The following is a 14,919-nucleotide window of genomic DNA, read 5'->3' as shown; positions in this document are numbered from 1 at the left end:
TCGGGCCAGCCGACCAACCGGGTTTTGCGAATTCTTTTCATGATTAGTTGGCCGAATTTCATTTCACAGCTCTTCAATGGGTTGGCGCTCGGAGCTTTGCTCGCGCTGATCAGCTCCGGCCTGACCATTATCTACGGCACGCTCGGGGTGCTCAACCTCGCGCATGGTGCGATGTTCATGCTCGGCGGTTACGCCGGCTACGTCGCCTACGAATATACAGGTTCGTTTATCGTCGCTGTGATCGCCGGCTCATTGTTTGTCATGCTGGTGGGCGTGGTGATGGAGCGACTGATCATCCGTCACTTCTATCATCGTCCGCACGAGGATCAGCTGCTTGTGACGTTCGGGCTGAGCATCTGCTTCGTCGAACTGGTCCGCCTTTTCTTCTCGAGCGAGTCGAAATTGGTGCCGCCGCCGCCATTATTCCAGGGCATCACGTCGCTTGGCTTCATGTATTACCCGACCTACCGCCTGGCGGTTGTCGGCATCGTGGCGGTCGCGCTCGGCGCCCTGTTCGTCGTTCTCTACCGTACGCGGCTCGGCATGATCGTGCGGGCCGGCATCGAAGATTCTGTCATGGTCGACTCGCTCGGCATCAATGTCTATCGCGTGTTCATGATCGTGTTCGGCATCGGCGCGATGGCGGCCGGTTTTGCCGGCATCGTCAATGCGCCAGTTGTCTCGCTGACGCCGGGTGTCGGCGATGACATCCTGGTTGAAACTTTTGTGGTGGTGGTGATTGGCGGCGTCGGATCGTTTCCGGGCGCCATTCTCGGCGGCCTGATCGCCGGTGAAATCATCAGCATCACCTCGATGTTTAACCCCGGCTATGCCTACGTCATGCTGTTTGCGGCGATGACGCTTGTGCTTGTGGTGCGGCCGCACGGCCTGCTCGGCACGCAGGGCCGGGAATGAGCGTGGTCAGCTGATGCTCAAGCAACGTCGCTTTTTGGTTGAGACGCTGACGGCGATCGGCTTGATCGTCGCACCGTTCTTGCTGCCTCATCTCGGTTTTGCACCCAACACGGTAAACCGGATCCTGGTCTGGGGCCTGTTCGGTCTCGGCTTCGACATCCTGTTTGGCTTTACCGGGCTGCTTTCGTTCGGCCAGTCGGCCTTTTATGGCACCGGCGGCTTTGTCGCGGCCTATCTTCTCACCCGCGCCGGTTTTCCCAATGTCGTCCTGGCGCTGGTCATCGGCATGATTGCCGCCGCCGCGGTCGGTTATCTCGTGGGGCTGATCGCGCTGCGGCGTACCGGCATCTACTTCGCCATGATCACGGTGGCGATCGCGGAAGTGTTCTTTTTCGTTGAGTTCAATCCGCTGGCGGACTGGACCGGTGGCGAGAACGGTTTGCCGGGCGTGCCGACGCCGAGCTTCAATCTGGGCTTTACGACCGTTCATTTTACGACCGGCTGGTCGCTCTATCAGTTTCTTGCGCTGTGTTACTTCATCGGCGTCGTGATCGCGCTGCGCATCGTGCGCTCGCCGGTCGGCGCGATACTGAGCGCGATCCGGGACAATCCGCTGCGCGCCACCGCTGTCGGCCACAACATCCACGGTTACAAGCTCACGGCATTCGTGATCGCGGCTGCCTATGCCGGGTTTGCCGGCGGGCTGCTCGGCGTGCTGCAGGCGTTCATGCCTCCCGATGCCTTTACCTTCGACACATCAGGTCAGCTGGTGATGCAGACCGCGATCGGCGGCCGCGGGACATTGTTCGGCCCGCTGGTCGGTGCGGCCGTCTGGCTGTTCCTGCAGGATTTCCTGCAGGCCGCGCTGGGGCTGGGTGCGGCCTGGAAGCTCGTGCTTGGCGTCATCTTCGTGCTGCTGGTCTGCTTCCTGCGCCGCGGCATTATCGGCGGTCTTGAGGATCTGTACGGCCTGATTTCCGGCAAGCGTGCAAAGCATATCGAGCCGGACGAGGCGGCGCCCGTGCCCGATTTCGCCGCCGCCGATGAACAGAAGGCAGTAGCTGAAAGCGCCAGTGAGCCGTCGGCTCGGCATAGCGAAGCCGCTGATGGTCCCATCCTGCAGGCAACTGGCCTGACCAAACGCTACGGCGGCCTGGTTGCCAACAGCGACATCGATTTCACGGTCAACCGGGGCGAGCTGCGTGGTATCATCGGGCCTAACGGTGCCGGGAAATCGACCTTCTTCAAGATGCTGACCTGCGAGGTCTCGCCGACCTCGGGCAAGATCGTATTCGAAGGGCGGGACATCACGGCTACCGGCGTCACCGACGTATGCCAGCTCGGCTTGACCAAGAGCTATCAGGTCAATCAGCTGTTCACCGGGCTCACGGTTCGGGAAAATATCGTCATCGCGGCGCTGGCCAAACTGCGCGGAAAGTTTCGTCTCGATCTGTTCCGGAGTTTGGATAAGATCCCCGGGTTGAACGAGCAGGTGGAACGTACGCTCCAGCTCGTCAATCTTGCGTCGCGGCCCGACACGCCGGTGTCCGAGCTTGCCTATGGCGAGAAGCGCCGTCTGGAAATCGGGCTGGCGCTGGCGACGTCGCCGAGCCTGCTGCTGTTGGATGAGCCGCTTGCCGGCATGAGCCCGCGCGAACGTGTGGAGACGGTGAGGCTGCTCAAATCGATCAGCCGGGATCGCACCATGATCATCATCGACCATGACATGGATGCGTTGTTCGAACTGGCCGAGCGCGTGACTGTATTGCAGGAAGGCCGCGTATTGGTTGAAGGCACGCCGCAGGAAATCAAGGGCAGTGCGGCGGTGCAAGAGTCCTATCTGGGCGGCGTGCATGGAGTGCTCGACGCATGAGCCTGCTCGAGGTCAATGGCCTGAACAGCTATTATGGGGATTCCCATATCCTCTTCGACGTCTCGATGCGGGTCGAGCGTAACGAGGTGGTGGCGCTGCTCGGCCGCAATGGCGCCGGCAAGAGCACGACGTTGAAAAGCCTGATGGGCGTGGTGACGCCGCGCGCGGGCTCGGTGATGTTCGACGGCGTCGATATTGCGGGGCGAAAGAGTCACGCCATCGCGCAGGCGGGCATGCAGCTCGTGCACGAGGATCGCAGGATCTTCGGCAGCCTCAATGTCGAGGAAAATCTTGTTCTGGCGGGGCTGACCGCCTCGAAGCGCTGGCCGCTCGACCGTATCTACGAGATGTTCCCGCGGCTTAAGGAGCGGCGCGGCAACCGCGGCACCGACCTGTCCGGCGGCGAGCAGCAGATGCTGGCGATCGCGCGCGCGCTGGTGCGGGATCCGAAGATCATTCTGCTCGACGAGCCGTTCGAAGGACTGGCCCCGATCATCGTGCGCGACCTCATGAAGGCGTGCAGCGATCTCGCCGCGGCCGGTCAGACCATCGTGCTGGTCGAACAGAATTTGGCGGCGACGCTGACGCTCGCGCAGCGCATCTACATCGTCAACAACGGACATATTGTTCACGAGGGCCCGGCCCAGGAGATCAAGGCTCAGCCTGAGATTTTACAGCGTTACCTCGGCGTCTAACGGAGTGAAGTGCAGTCGCGACTTAGGGAGCAACTCGCATGAACGAGAGCATCTCGGCGCCATTCATTCGCTACCCGATCGGAACGTCATTGCTGATGGCGGGCATTTTGTTCGTCGGCGTCGTTTCCTATCCGCTGCTGCCGGTAGCGCCTCTGCCTCAGGTCGACTTCCCGACAATTCAAGTCTCTGCATCCTTGCCGGGTGGAAGCCCCGAAACGATGGCTTCCTCGGTGGCGCAGCCGCTGGAGCGGCAGCTCGCGCAAATCCCCGGCATTGCGCAAATGACCTCGACGAGTTCGCTCGGCTCGACCGCGGTCACGATCCAGTTCGACCTTAACCGCAACATCGACGGCGCCGCCAACGACGTGCAGGGCGCCATCAACGCTGCCAGCGGGCAGTTGCCGAAAAACCTGCCTACGCCACCGACTTACCGGAAGGTCAATCCGGCGGACTCGCCGGTACTGCTGTTGTCGGCGACGTCGGATACGCTGCCCCTGATCAAGGTGAGCGATGCGGTCGATACCCAGCTTGGACAACAGATCAGCCAGATCTCGGGTGTCGCGCAGGTGTTCATCGGAGGCCAGCAAAAGCCGGCAATCCGCGTCCAGATTGACCCAGCCAAGCTGGTGGCCAAAGGTTTGTCCCTGGAAGATATCCGCAGCCAGATCGCGGCAACGACGGTCGACAGTCCGAAGGGCAACATCGACGGCGTAAAGCGCGCTTATACGATCTATGCCAACGACCAGTTGCTGGATCCGGACGCCTGGAACGACGTCATCATCGCCTATCGCAATGGGGGTCCTCTGCGGATCCGGGACATCGGCAAGGCTATTGCCGGGCCCGAGGACATGAAGCAGGCCGCCTGGGCCGACGGCAAGCGCGGCGTCTTCCTGGTGATCTTCAAGCAGCCCGGTGCCAACGTCATAAACACCGTCGACAAGATCAAGGCGCAATTGCCAAGGCTCATTGCCGCCATTCCTCCCGCCATCAAGATCAAGATCATCAGCGACCAGACCCTGACCATCCGTGCTGCCGTCAAGGATGTGCAATTCACACTATTGATCACCATCATGCTGGTAATCATGGTGATCTTTATCTTTTTGCGAAGTGCGTGGGCGACCATCATTCCGAGCGTCACGGTGCCTCTGGCATTGCTCGGCGCCTGCTCGTTGATGTGGGCATTCGGCTATACGCTCGACAACCTGTCGCTGATGGCCTTGACGATCGCTGTCGGATTCGTGGTCGACGACGCCATCGTGATGCTGGAAAACATCACACGTTACATCGAGCGGGGCGAGAAGCCGCTGGCTGCCGCCTTCAGGGGCGCCAGCGAGATCGGATTCACCATCGTATCGATCAGTATTTCGCTGGTCGCCGTGTTGATTCCGCTTCTGCTGATGGGCGGAATCATCGGGCGATTGTTCCGCGAATTCGCGGTGACGCTCTCGATGGCCATTTTCGTCTCGCTGGTCGTTTCGCTGACGCTGACCCCGATGATGGCTTCGCGCTTCCTGCGGGCGCACAGTGAGCTGAAGCACGGCAAGTTCTATCAATGGAGCGAACGCGCCTTCGACGGGATGCTTCACCGCTATGAACGTGGACTGGACCTGGCGCTGCGCTGGAGCAAGACGACGCTTGTCATCTTCTTCGCAACCGTAGGGCTGTCGGTCTATCTCTTCATCATCATTCCCAAGGGCTTTTTCCCGCAACAGGACAACGGCTTTCTTACCGCGACATCGGAGGCGGCGCAGGACATTTCCTTTGCCGACATGGAACGACATCAGGAGGAACTCAGCAACATCGTGCAGGCCGATCCCGCAGTCGACAGCATTGCCATGTTCATCGGCGGCGGCGGCACCGCGCTTAACTCCGGCCGCATGTACATTACCCTGAAACCCCACGAAGAGCGCAATGCCAACGCAGGGCAGATCATTACGCGACTGCGGCCAAAACTGGAAAAGGTCGAAGGCGCGAGGCTGTATATGCAGGCCTCGCAGGATGTGCGGCTCGGCGGTCGCGCCACGCGCACGCAGTTCGAATACACGCTGCAGGACGCCAATCTGGACGAGTTGAATGGGTGGGCGCCCAAAATTCTGGCCAGGATGCAAACGCTTCCCGAATTGCGCGACGTCGCGACCGACCAGCAGACCCAGGGGACAACGCTGACGCTGGCGATCAATCGCGATACCGCGTCGCGTTACGGCATTACGCCGCAATTGATCGACGACACGCTGTACGATGCGTTCGGCCAGCGTCAGGTGACGCAGTATTTTACCCAGCTCAACAGCTACCACGTGGTGCTGGAGATCCTCCCCGAACTGCAAGGCAGGCTCGATACGCTCGACAAGATCTACGTCAAGTCGCCGACCACGGGCGGTCAGGTGCCGCTATCTGTATTCTGCAAATGGACGACGGTGCCCGTGAGGCCGCTCTCGATCGCCCACCAGGGCCAGTTTCCGGCCATCACCATCAGCTTCAATCTCGGCCAGGGCGTGGCGCTCGGCCAGGCCACCGCGGCTATTCAGAAAGCGGTGCTTGATCTGGGCGCGCCCGGGACGCTGACTTCGAGCTTCCAGGGCACGGCACAGGCGTTCCAGCAATCGCTCGGCACTGTTCCGTTGCTGATCATGGCGGCCCTCGTCGTGGTCTACCTGATCCTGGGCATTCTCTATGAAAGCTACATCCATCCGCTTACGATCCTGTCGACGCTTCCATCGGCGGGCGTTGGCGCGCTTGCGATCCTGATGGCGTTCGGTTTCGATTTCAGCCTGATCGCCCTGATCGGCATCATCCTGTTGATCGGAATCGTGAAGAAGAACGGCATCATGATGGTCGACTTCGCGATCTCGGCCGAGCGCGACGAGCATCTGTCGCCGCGGGAATCGATCCGCAAAGCTGCTATCTTGCGCTTTCGCCCGATCATGATGACGACGATGGCGGCGATGCTTGGCGGCGTGCCGCTGATGCTCGGCACCGGCACCGGCTCCGAGATTCGCCAGCCGCTGGGGTACGCCATGGTGGGCGGGCTGATCGTGAGCCAGGCGCTGACACTGTTCACGACGCCCGTGGTCTATCTCTATCTCGATAACTTCTCGAATGCGCTTTCGCGCTGGAGCCGGACACGTAAATCCGACACGTCCCCGGAAGGGGCCGAACATGACCAGCAGAAATACGCGGCCGAATAGTCGTTGAGGCCATGGAACATCGGTAGATTTGCCGAATTCAAGCTTTACTGGCTCCAACGGTCGGGGTGAAATCCGGGAACCAATGCGCCCGCGGATCATCTAACGGTTTGAACAGTTTTCGTTCGATCGTGGTGCAACGAAGCAGGGAGTGGACATGGCTGAGGAACAGACGCCCGCCGGGCCGGATCTCTCCCACGGCGTTGCGGCAGGTGATTTCACGGGCGAGACCTTGCTTGGCCACGTCGGAGACCAGGAAGTCCTGCTGGTGCGTTCGGAAGGCGAGATTTTCGCGATCGACGCCCAGTGCAGTCATTATCACGGGCCGCTCGCGGAGGGGCTCGTGGTCGGACATACCGTCCGCTGTCCCTGGCATCATGCCTGCTTCGATCTGCGAACCGGGGAGGCGACACGTGCGCCCGCGTTGACGCCCCTCGCGGTCTGGCAGGTTGAGCACGAAGGCGGGCGCATCCATGTCAGGCGGAAACGCGAGCAGCCGGAGCCAAGCGGGAAGGGGCCGACTGCAGCACCCGACAGGATTGTGATCATCGGTGGCGGTGCGGCGGGGTTCGCCGCGGCGGAAATGCTGAGACGCGAGAGGTTCGGCGGCGATATCGTCATGCTGAGCAACGACGGCGCGGCGCCGGTCGATCGGCCGAATCTGTCGAAGGACTATCTCGCCGGCAGCGCGCCGGAGGATTGGCTGCCGCTGCGTCCGGACAGCTTCTATACGGAGGCCGGCATCGATCTTCGGCTCAACAGCAATGTCACCGCGATCGACGTCAAGGCGCGGAAGGTCACGATCGCCGGCGGCGACGTTTCCTATGATCGCCTGCTGCTGGCGACCGGCGCCGAACCGGTGCGGCTACCGATCCCAGGTGCCGATCAACCGCACGTCCATACGCTGCGTTCCCTGGCGGATTGCAACGGCATCATCGACTCTGCGAATGGCGCCCGGCGCGCGATCGTGATCGGCGCGAGTTTCATCGGCCTGGAAGCCGCGGCTGCGTTGCGTGCACGTGATATCGAGGTTCACGTCGTTGCGCCCGAGCAGCGGCCGATGGAGCGGGTGCTGGGGCCCCAAATGGGCGATTTCCTGCGCGGACTGCATCAGGAGCACGGCGTCGTCTTCCACCTCGGGGATACCGTGGCCGCGATCGACGGCAAGCGCGCCACGCTCAAGAGCGGCGGCACGCTGGAGGCAGACCTGGTCGTTGTCGGCGTGGGTGTACGCCCGCGCCTCGCCTTGGCCGAGCAGGCGGGTCTTAAGCTCGATCGCGGTGTTGCGGTGGACGAATTCCTCGAAACCAGCGTTCCGGGAATCTTCGCCGCGGGCGATATCGCGCGCTGGCCCGATCCGCATTCCCGCGAGAACATCCGGGTCGAGCATTGGGTGGTGGCGGAGCGCCAGGGCCAGACTGCCGCGCGCAACATGCTGGGGCAGCGAGAGCCGTTCGATGCGGTGCCGTTTTTCTGGAGCCAGCACTACGACGTGCCGATCAACTATGTCGGTCACGCCGAACAATGGGACGATATCGTGATCGACGGCGATATCGCGGCAAAGGACTGCCTGCTGCGCTACAAGAGCAGAGGCCGCGTGCTCGCCGTTGCCTCGATCTATCGCGACCTCGCAAGCCTTCAGGCTGAGCTTGCGATGGAGCAGGGGACGATGCGCTGACCGGCATCATCGCCGGAATTCTTCAGATCATCGGTCGAAACAGCTATTTCCGCGCTCACTCTCTCACTGGCCAAGGATATCATGATCGTTCCTGACGGGCTCATTGACGCGATCCTGACGACGGCATCGGATGCCGTCATCGCCACCGATCACGCCGGTATCATTGATTTCTGGAATCCCGGCGCGGTACGGATTTTCGGCTTCGCGGCTGACGAAGCCATCGGACGCTCGCTCGATCTCATCATTCCCGAGAATCTTCGCGCCCGGCACTGGAGCGGATACAATCGCGTCATGCAGACCGGAGAAAGCCGTTATGGCCACGGCGATCTTTTGTCGGTGCCGGCGCTGACCAAGAGCGGCCAGCGCGTCTCGGTCGAGTTCACGATCGCGATGCTGAAAGACAAACAGGGCCGCCCGACCGGAACGGTCGCAATCCTTCGTGACGTCACCAAGCGCTTCGAGGAAGTGCGAGCGTTGAAGCGTCAGCTCTCGGAGGTAAGTCGAGGCAAATAGGCCTGGCCGGAGCTACGAAAGCGCATTGCCGTGGGTGATACCCAGCAGGTCGGAAAGCCGGCTCCGCGGCTCGACCAGATCGCCCAATGTGTAATCGTCAAGCACTTCGACAAAAGCGTCGCTTGCTTTCTTCAATGCGCGCTTCAGCACGCAGCATGGTTGAATGGCACACGATGCATTGACAGGCTCGAAGCAGGAGACGATCGCCATATCCGGCTCGGTGTGGCGCACCACTTCGCCAAGCCCGATGGCCTTGATCGGTTTTGCAAGGCGCAGCCCGCCGCCTCTGCCGCGAACGGTTTCGACATAGCCTGCAACACCCAATTGATGGGCTACCTTCATCAGATGGTTCTTGGAAATGTCGTAGCTTTCGGCGATCTCCGCGATCGTCGCCAGCTGGTCTTTCTTCAAGGCGAGGTACATCAGCACGCGCAACGCATAATCGGTGTAGACGGTCAGGCGCACGTGTATCTCCCTGGGCAGCGTTTGGTGTAAAAGATGTATAATGGATATTGCTTTACGGCAAGCGTCGACCTATAAGATGTATGGTGTATATATCTTATAGGAGAGATCGATGAGGAGGACTGCTTCGATCGGCGATGCCGTCGCGTGGCCATTCTTGCTGCCCGGGACTCTCGCGTGCCGAATCTTCGGCCTTTCCAGACACCAGGATCTGGTCCGCATGCTGATCAACTCGTTGTTCTGGACGATACTTGGCGTTTTCGTGGTGGTGCTCGCGATATGATCTCCTCGACCGCAAAGCTTGATCATGTTTCCGAGGAAAGCATTCGCCTGCTCGTCGATTCCTTTTACGAAAGGGTTCGCCGCGACCCTATACTGGCGCCGATCTTTTTGCGGGCCATTCCCGGTGACTGGCAGCCGCATTTGACCAAGATGTACGCCTTCTGGTCGTCGGTGATGCTCACGACCGGTCGCTACAAGGGCAATCCGGTGGTCAAGCATCTGGCAATCCCGGATATGCAGCCATCCTTGTTTGAACGCTGGCTCGCACTTTTCAACGAAACCTGCGACGAACTGTTCGATGCCGGCAGCAGCGAGGCGTTTCGTGGCAAGGCCGTCCGGATCGCCGAGAGTTTGAAGCTCGCATTATTCTATCGGCCGGATCGTTCGTGGCCGCCGGAGCAGGCGCGATGACTTTCGTCGTCACCGACAATTGCATCAAATGCAAATATATGGACTGCGTGGAAGTGTGTCCGGTCGATTGCTTCTACGAAGGCGACAACATGCTCGTCATCAACCCGGACGAATGCATCGATTGCGGCGTATGCGAGCCGGAATGCCCTGCCGAGGCCATTCTTCCTGATACGCAGCCGGGCCTTGAAAGCTGGATCAAGCTGAATGCGCAATACGCCGAGGTTTGGCCGAATATCACCAGCAAGCGCGAGGCGCCTGCGGATGCCAAGGCTTTCGATGGGGTTGCCAACAAGCTCGAGCAGTATTTCTCGGCCGAGCCGGGACAAGGCGACTAATTCAGTCTGCCGCGCGTGATCGCGCGGCGAAGCGGAGAGTTCTCGGGAACCACTTCATGAAGCGCAGGTTAGCTCTGCCGAGGAGCAGGGAGCTTGCGTGTCTTAATGTCTGCCGCCGAAATATCTTCGCCGAGCAATGCGGCGGTGAAAACAGATGTTCCCGCGCGGCTGGACCGGCTGCCCTGGAGCCGCTTTCATCTTCTCATTGTCGTCGGCCTCGGCGTGACCTGGATCTTGGACGGGCTCGAGGTGACCATTGTCGGTGCGCTCGGGCCGGCGCTGCAAAATCCCCTGACGCTTCATCTGTCGAGCGCAAATCTGGGGGCGATCGCTTCGTTCTACGTCATCGGGGCTGTTACCGGCGCGCTGGTTTCGGGTTGGGTGACTGACCGTTTTGGACGACGGTTGGTGTTTTATGCGACCCTGATCGTTTATCTCGCGGGCGTCCTTTTGAGTGCCTGCGCCTGGAGTTTTGGAGCTTTGCGTTTTTCCGGATGCTCACCGGCATGGGAATTGGCGGTGAATATGCCGCCGTCAATTCCGCCATCGACGAACTCATTCCGGCAAAATATCGCGGCCGTATCGACCTGATCGTCAATGGCAGTTTCTGGGTCGGCGCCCCGCAGGGTGGATGCGGTTAAAGGCGACCGGGTTTCTAGCTTTTTATTAACCAACTGTTATGCCTACCAAATTCGGTAACGCGTCTTTAATTGCGTCCACCTAGGGTTCGCTCGGGCGGTTCAGGGTGGACCGCACCTCCGTCCAGGATGGCCGGGCGTTCGCGTACGCGTTGGAGTTTCCCATGGATATCATGACGAGCGTTGGGCTCGTGTCCGGCATCCTTGTCGTGACCACGATGGTGCTCATGGGCGGCGATCTGCACATGTTCGTTTCCGAACATGCCGTGATCATCATCTTCGGTGGCTCGATTGCCGCTACCATGATCCGGTTTCCGCTCAGCGCCCTGATGCATGGCTTGCCACTCGGCGCAAAATTCGCCTTCACGATGAGCCGGCTGGCTGCGCATGATCTGGTCGACGAATTGGCCCGCATCGCCGAGATCGCGCGCAAACAGGGACCGGTCGGCCTGGAAAAGGTCGAAACCAATGAACCCTTCCTTGCCAAGGGGATCCGGTATGTCGCCGACGGTTACGATCTCGAATTCATCCGCGACAATCTCGAGCGCGACCGCGACAACTTTCTGATGCACCTCGATGAAGGCAGCAAGATCTACCGCGCCGTGGGTGACTGCGCGCCGGCGTTCGGTATGATCGGCACGCTGATCGGCATGGTGCAGATGTTCGCCAACATGACCGACCCCTCGAAGCTCGGCCCGTTCATGGCGACCGCATTGCTCGCAACGCTGTACGGCGCGCTGGTCGCCAACCTGTTCTGTCTGCCGATTGCCGACAAGCTGCATGGCAAGCTGCTCGACGAGGAGACCAACCGGACGCTGATCATCGACGGCATTCTGATGATCCGGGATTCCAAAAGCCCGGCGCTGGTCAGGGAAATGTTGCTGGCCTACCTGCCGGAAAAACACCGCCATGAAGAGGGTGAACCGGTTCCGGCGTAGTCAGCCGATCCAGATCCGGAAAAACCGCAATGGCCAAGAAGAAACGTGGCGACGCGCATGGAGGAGGGCACGGCTGGTTCGTGACCTTCGCCGACCTCATGGGTCTGATGATGAGCTTCTTCGTGATGCTCGTCGCGTTTTCCACCATGGACAACAACAAGCTCAAGATCGTCGCCGGTTCGATGCGGGATGCTTTCGGCGTGCAAACCGACAAACGCTATTCCGGCATCATCGAATCCGACGGACTGCCGACGAAACCGAAGCTCAAGAACGCCGCACATATCCAGCCGGAGGACGCGTCCAACACGCCGACCCCGGATGACCATGAGGACCAGCACGCCAATGGCGCCCGTCTCAAGATGGACCGCGAGTTCGCGCTGGCCTCGGCATCGCTGCGACAGGCATTGCAGGATATGCCGGAACTGACCGAGATATCAAAACACATCATGTTTGAGGAGACCAAGGAAGGCCTCAATCTGGAGATCGTCGATCAGGATGGCCGTTCGATGTTCGCCGACGGATCCAAGGTGCCCTACGACCGCACGCGCCGGCTGATCGAAAAACTCGCCGCTCCGCTCAAGGCGACGCCGCTGCGCATCTCGATCGTCGGCCACACCGCAGCCGGTTTCGTGCCGACGCAAAGCGACTACGGCGCGTTCGATCTGTCGGCCGATCGCGCCAACGCGGTCCGCCAGATTCTCGAACGCGAAGGACTGCCGCCGGCCCATATCTATGCGGTGTCGGGAAAAGCAGACACCCAGCCGCTGTTCCCCGACGACCCGTCGCTATCTGCGAACCGCCGCGTCACCATTACGCTGATGCGCGAGGACCCGGCGCTGCCGCCTGACCTGAAGCCATAATTCGGCGCTACGATATTACCATCTCGGTTGCGAGGGTAACTGACGGACCGGCAGGTCCGGCATGGTCAGCCATGCGACGGTTGATCGGTTGACAGGCTTTCCGGAAGCGTCGATAGCCGAGCGGGATCAAACCCACCGATAGAGCGTTTTTCCAGCGCAATGGTTCTCAGCGTCACATCCACCGAAGCCCGGGAGGGGCCGGTCACGGCGGGCTTTTGGGCTTTGACGCTCGGAAGCATCGGCGTGGTCTTTGGCGACATCGGAACCTCGCCACTTTATGCGTTTCGCGAGGCCGTCGCCGGTGCCGCGCAAGGCCAGCCGATCACCCGGGTCATCGTGCTCGGGGTTCTGTCGCTGATCCTGTGGGCGCTCTTTATCGTCGTCACCGCCAAATACGTCCTGCTGCTGTTGCGCGCCGATAATAACGGCGAGGGCGGCACGTTGTCGCTGATGGCGCTCGGTCAGCGCGCGATCGGACGGCGAAGCTGGCCCTTGCTGGTGCTGGGGGTCATCGGCGCCTCGATGTTTATCGGCGATTCCATGATCACGCCGGCCATTTCGGTGCTTTCCGCCGTCGAAGGTCTCAAGCTCGCGACGCCGGCGCTGGAACATTACGTGGTGCCGCTGACGGTCTTCATCCTGGTCGTGCTGTTCTCGGTTCAGAGCAGCGGGACGGCTCGCGTCGCATCGGCATTTGGGCCGGTCATGATTGTCTGGTTCAGTACTCTCGCGGCGATGGGCCTCGTTCATATCAGCGACGATCCCTCCGTGCTGGCCGCGATCAATCCCTGGTACGGAATCCAGTTCCTGCTGTCGCACGGCACGGTTGGAATGGTGACGCTGGGAGCGGTATTTCTCGCGGTGACGGGCGGCGAGGCGCTCTACGCGGATCTGGGTCATTTCGGACGCAAGCCAATCCAGGCCGGCTGGCTCTATTTCGTGCTGCCGTCGCTCCTGATCAACTATTTCGGTCAGGGGGCGCTGGTGCTTTCGCATCCCGCGGCGATCGAGAACTCGTTCTATCGGATGGTGCCGGAAATATTGCTGTTGCCGCTGGTGGTGCTGGCGACTCTCGCAACCGTCATTGCGAGCCAGGCGGTGATTACGGGGGCGTATTCGCTGACCCGCCAGGCCGTGCAGCTCGGTCTGCTACCGCGCTTTGAGGTCCGCTACACCTCCGAGACGCATGCCGGGCAGATCTATCTGCCGCGCGTCAACACGCTGTTGCTGACCGGTGTGCTGCTGCTGGTGCTGTTATTCCGCACGTCGAGCGGACTGGCTTCCGCCTATGGCATCGCCGTTTCCACAACCATGGTCGCCGACGGCATCATGGGTTTCGTCGTGATATGGAAGCTGTGGAATTGGCGCGCGGCTACCGCCGCGGCGTTGATTATTCCATTTGTCGTTGTTGACACCACGTTTTTCAGCGCAAATCTCCTGAAGCTGTTCGAAGGCGCCTGGGTGCCGCTGTTGTTCGGTCTCACCATGGCGATCACGATCTGGACCTGGCGCCGGGGCACCGCGATCCTGATCGCCAAGACCCGGCGCACGGAAGTTCCGCTCCGGGAGTTGATCACCAGCCTCGAAAAGCGGCCGCCTCACATCGTAAAAGGCACCGCGGTTTTTCTGACCAGCGATCCCAATTTCGTTCCCACCGCCTTGCTGCACAATCTCAAGCACAACAAGGTGCTTCACGAACACAATGTGATCCTGACGATCGAAACCGCGCAAACCCCGCGCGTCGATCCGGTCGATCGCGTCCGCATGGAAACGATCAGCGATAAATTTGCGACCGTCCGGCTGCGCTTCGGTTTCATGGAGTCGCCGAACGTGCCGAAGGCGCTGGTGATTGCCCGAAAACTCGGCTGGCAATTCGACATCATGGCGACATCGTTCTTCGTATCGCGGCGCTCGCTGAAGCCGTCGGCGCAATCCGGGATGCCGCAATGGCAGGATCACCTGTTCATTGCATTGAGCCGCTCGGCGAACGATGCTACGGACTACTTCCAGATTCCGACCGGCCGGGTGGTTGAAGTCGGAACGCAGGTCACTATCTAACAACCTATGCATTTTTGCATGACATGAACCCGGAATCAGGGTAGGCCATGCTCTAAGCGCAGGGCTATAAGCCGCGTCG

General features: G+C 60.6%; 13 protein-coding genes and 1 pseudogene. 13 read left to right on the top strand and 1 reads right to left on the bottom strand.

The window, feature by feature from the left end:
- The first annotated feature begins 39 nt into the window (after positions 1-39).
- From BLV09_RS09775 to BLV09_RS09750, 6 genes are all read left to right on the top strand, one after another.
- Positions 40-915, top strand: a complete 876-nt coding sequence (locus tag BLV09_RS09775) for a branched-chain amino acid ABC transporter permease (RefSeq protein WP_100381210.1) — start codon at positions 40-42, stop codon at positions 913-915.
- A 13-nt stretch (positions 916-928) separates the two neighbouring features.
- On the top strand, positions 929-2,788 hold the full coding sequence (locus BLV09_RS09770; protein WP_146687139.1) for a branched-chain amino acid ABC transporter ATP-binding protein/permease: 1,860 nt from the start codon (positions 929-931) through the stop codon (positions 2,786-2,788).
- Positions 2,785-3,483, top strand: coding sequence for an ABC transporter ATP-binding protein (locus BLV09_RS09765; RefSeq protein ID WP_100381212.1), 699 nt, complete (start codon positions 2,785-2,787; stop codon positions 3,481-3,483). The genes BLV09_RS09770 and BLV09_RS09765 overlap by 4 nt, the downstream gene beginning before the upstream one ends.
- Before the next feature lie 38 nt (positions 3,484-3,521).
- Positions 3,522-6,668: a multidrug efflux RND transporter permease subunit gene (locus BLV09_RS09760; protein ID WP_146687138.1), complete on the top strand. Its 3,147-nt coding sequence runs from the start codon at positions 3,522-3,524 to the stop codon at positions 6,666-6,668.
- 154 nt (positions 6,669-6,822) lie between these two features.
- On the top strand, positions 6,823-8,343 hold the full coding sequence (locus BLV09_RS09755; protein WP_146687137.1) for an FAD-dependent oxidoreductase: 1,521 nt from the start codon (positions 6,823-6,825) through the stop codon (positions 8,341-8,343).
- Between the two features lie 81 nt (positions 8,344-8,424).
- Positions 8,425-8,856 carry a PAS domain-containing protein gene (locus BLV09_RS09750; RefSeq protein ID WP_146687136.1) on the top strand — a complete coding sequence of 144 codons (432 nt, stop codon included), beginning with the start codon at positions 8,425-8,427 and terminating at the stop codon, positions 8,854-8,856.
- Between the two features lie 12 nt (positions 8,857-8,868).
- Here BLV09_RS09750 and BLV09_RS09745 read toward each other — a convergent pair whose 3' ends face one another.
- Positions 8,869-9,321 (bottom strand): RrF2 family transcriptional regulator, encoded by a 453-nt coding sequence (locus BLV09_RS09745; RefSeq protein ID WP_146687135.1) that lies wholly within the window; start codon positions 9,319-9,321, stop codon positions 8,869-8,871.
- Between the two features lie 109 nt (positions 9,322-9,430).
- On the opposite strand from BLV09_RS09745, the gene BLV09_RS37155 reads away from it, so the two are divergent.
- From BLV09_RS37155 to BLV09_RS09715, 7 genes and pseudogenes are all read left to right on the top strand, one after another.
- Positions 9,431-9,601, top strand: a complete 171-nt coding sequence (locus BLV09_RS37155; RefSeq protein WP_167558671.1) for a hypothetical protein — start codon at positions 9,431-9,433, stop codon at positions 9,599-9,601.
- Positions 9,598-10,011: a group III truncated hemoglobin gene (locus BLV09_RS09740; protein ID WP_146687134.1), complete on the top strand. Its 414-nt coding sequence runs from the start codon at positions 9,598-9,600 to the stop codon at positions 10,009-10,011. The genes BLV09_RS37155 and BLV09_RS09740 overlap by 4 nt, the downstream gene beginning before the upstream one ends.
- Complete coding sequence (fdxA, locus tag BLV09_RS09735; RefSeq protein ID WP_146687133.1) at positions 10,008-10,346, top strand: ferredoxin FdxA; 339 nt, start codon at positions 10,008-10,010, stop codon at positions 10,344-10,346. Before BLV09_RS09740 ends, fdxA begins: the two co-directional genes overlap by 4 nt.
- A gap of 105 nt (positions 10,347-10,451) precedes the next feature.
- Positions 10,452-10,987, top strand: a pseudogene (locus tag BLV09_RS09730) (MFS transporter).
- A gap of 161 nt (positions 10,988-11,148) precedes the next feature.
- A complete protein-coding gene (locus BLV09_RS09725; protein WP_100381218.1) occupies positions 11,149-11,922 on the top strand; it encodes a motility protein A in 774 nt (257 codons plus the stop codon).
- A 29-nt stretch (positions 11,923-11,951) separates the two neighbouring features.
- A complete protein-coding gene (locus BLV09_RS09720) occupies positions 11,952-12,782 on the top strand; it encodes an OmpA/MotB family protein (protein ID WP_100381219.1) in 831 nt (276 codons plus the stop codon).
- A 159-nt stretch (positions 12,783-12,941) separates the two neighbouring features.
- Entirely contained in the window at positions 12,942-14,840 is a 1,899-nt protein-coding gene (locus BLV09_RS09715) for a potassium transporter Kup (RefSeq protein WP_100381220.1), read from the top strand.
- The last annotated feature ends 79 nt before the right edge of the window (positions 14,841-14,919 follow it).

Source organism: Bradyrhizobium canariense, assembly GCF_900105125.1.
Taxonomy (GTDB): Bacteria; Pseudomonadota; Alphaproteobacteria; order Rhizobiales; family Xanthobacteraceae; genus Bradyrhizobium; species Bradyrhizobium canariense_A.
The sequence above is the reverse complement of the archived record's forward strand: the minus strand, read 5'-3'. Positions and strand labels throughout refer to the sequence as shown.

What these genes read in the sequence shown, in the direction of transcription:
- fdxA (WP_146687133.1), top strand. Translation starts at nt 10,008, where the DNA reads ATGACTTTCGTCGTCACCGACAATTGCATCAAATGCAAATATATGGAC.
- BLV09_RS09725 (WP_100381218.1), top strand. Translation starts at nt 11,149, where the DNA reads ATGGATATCATGACGAGCGTTGGGCTCGTGTCCGGCATCCTTGTCGTG.
- BLV09_RS09775 (WP_100381210.1), top strand. Translation starts at nt 40, where the DNA reads ATGATTAGTTGGCCGAATTTCATTTCACAGCTCTTCAATGGGTTGGCG.
- BLV09_RS09770 (WP_146687139.1), top strand. Translation starts at nt 929, where the DNA reads ATGCTCAAGCAACGTCGCTTTTTGGTTGAGACGCTGACGGCGATCGGC.
- BLV09_RS09720 (WP_100381219.1), top strand. Translation starts at nt 11,952, where the DNA reads ATGGCCAAGAAGAAACGTGGCGACGCGCATGGAGGAGGGCACGGCTGG.
- BLV09_RS09715 (WP_100381220.1), top strand. Translation starts at nt 12,942, where the DNA reads ATGGTTCTCAGCGTCACATCCACCGAAGCCCGGGAGGGGCCGGTCACG.
- BLV09_RS09765 (WP_100381212.1), top strand. Translation starts at nt 2,785, where the DNA reads ATGAGCCTGCTCGAGGTCAATGGCCTGAACAGCTATTATGGGGATTCC.
- BLV09_RS37155 (WP_167558671.1), top strand. Translation starts at nt 9,431, where the DNA reads ATGAGGAGGACTGCTTCGATCGGCGATGCCGTCGCGTGGCCATTCTTG.
- BLV09_RS09755 (WP_146687137.1), top strand. Translation starts at nt 6,823, where the DNA reads ATGGCTGAGGAACAGACGCCCGCCGGGCCGGATCTCTCCCACGGCGTT.
- BLV09_RS09740 (WP_146687134.1), top strand. Translation starts at nt 9,598, where the DNA reads ATGATCTCCTCGACCGCAAAGCTTGATCATGTTTCCGAGGAAAGCATT.
- BLV09_RS09750 (WP_146687136.1), top strand. Translation starts at nt 8,425, where the DNA reads ATGATCGTTCCTGACGGGCTCATTGACGCGATCCTGACGACGGCATCG.
- BLV09_RS09760 (WP_146687138.1), top strand. Translation starts at nt 3,522, where the DNA reads ATGAACGAGAGCATCTCGGCGCCATTCATTCGCTACCCGATCGGAACG.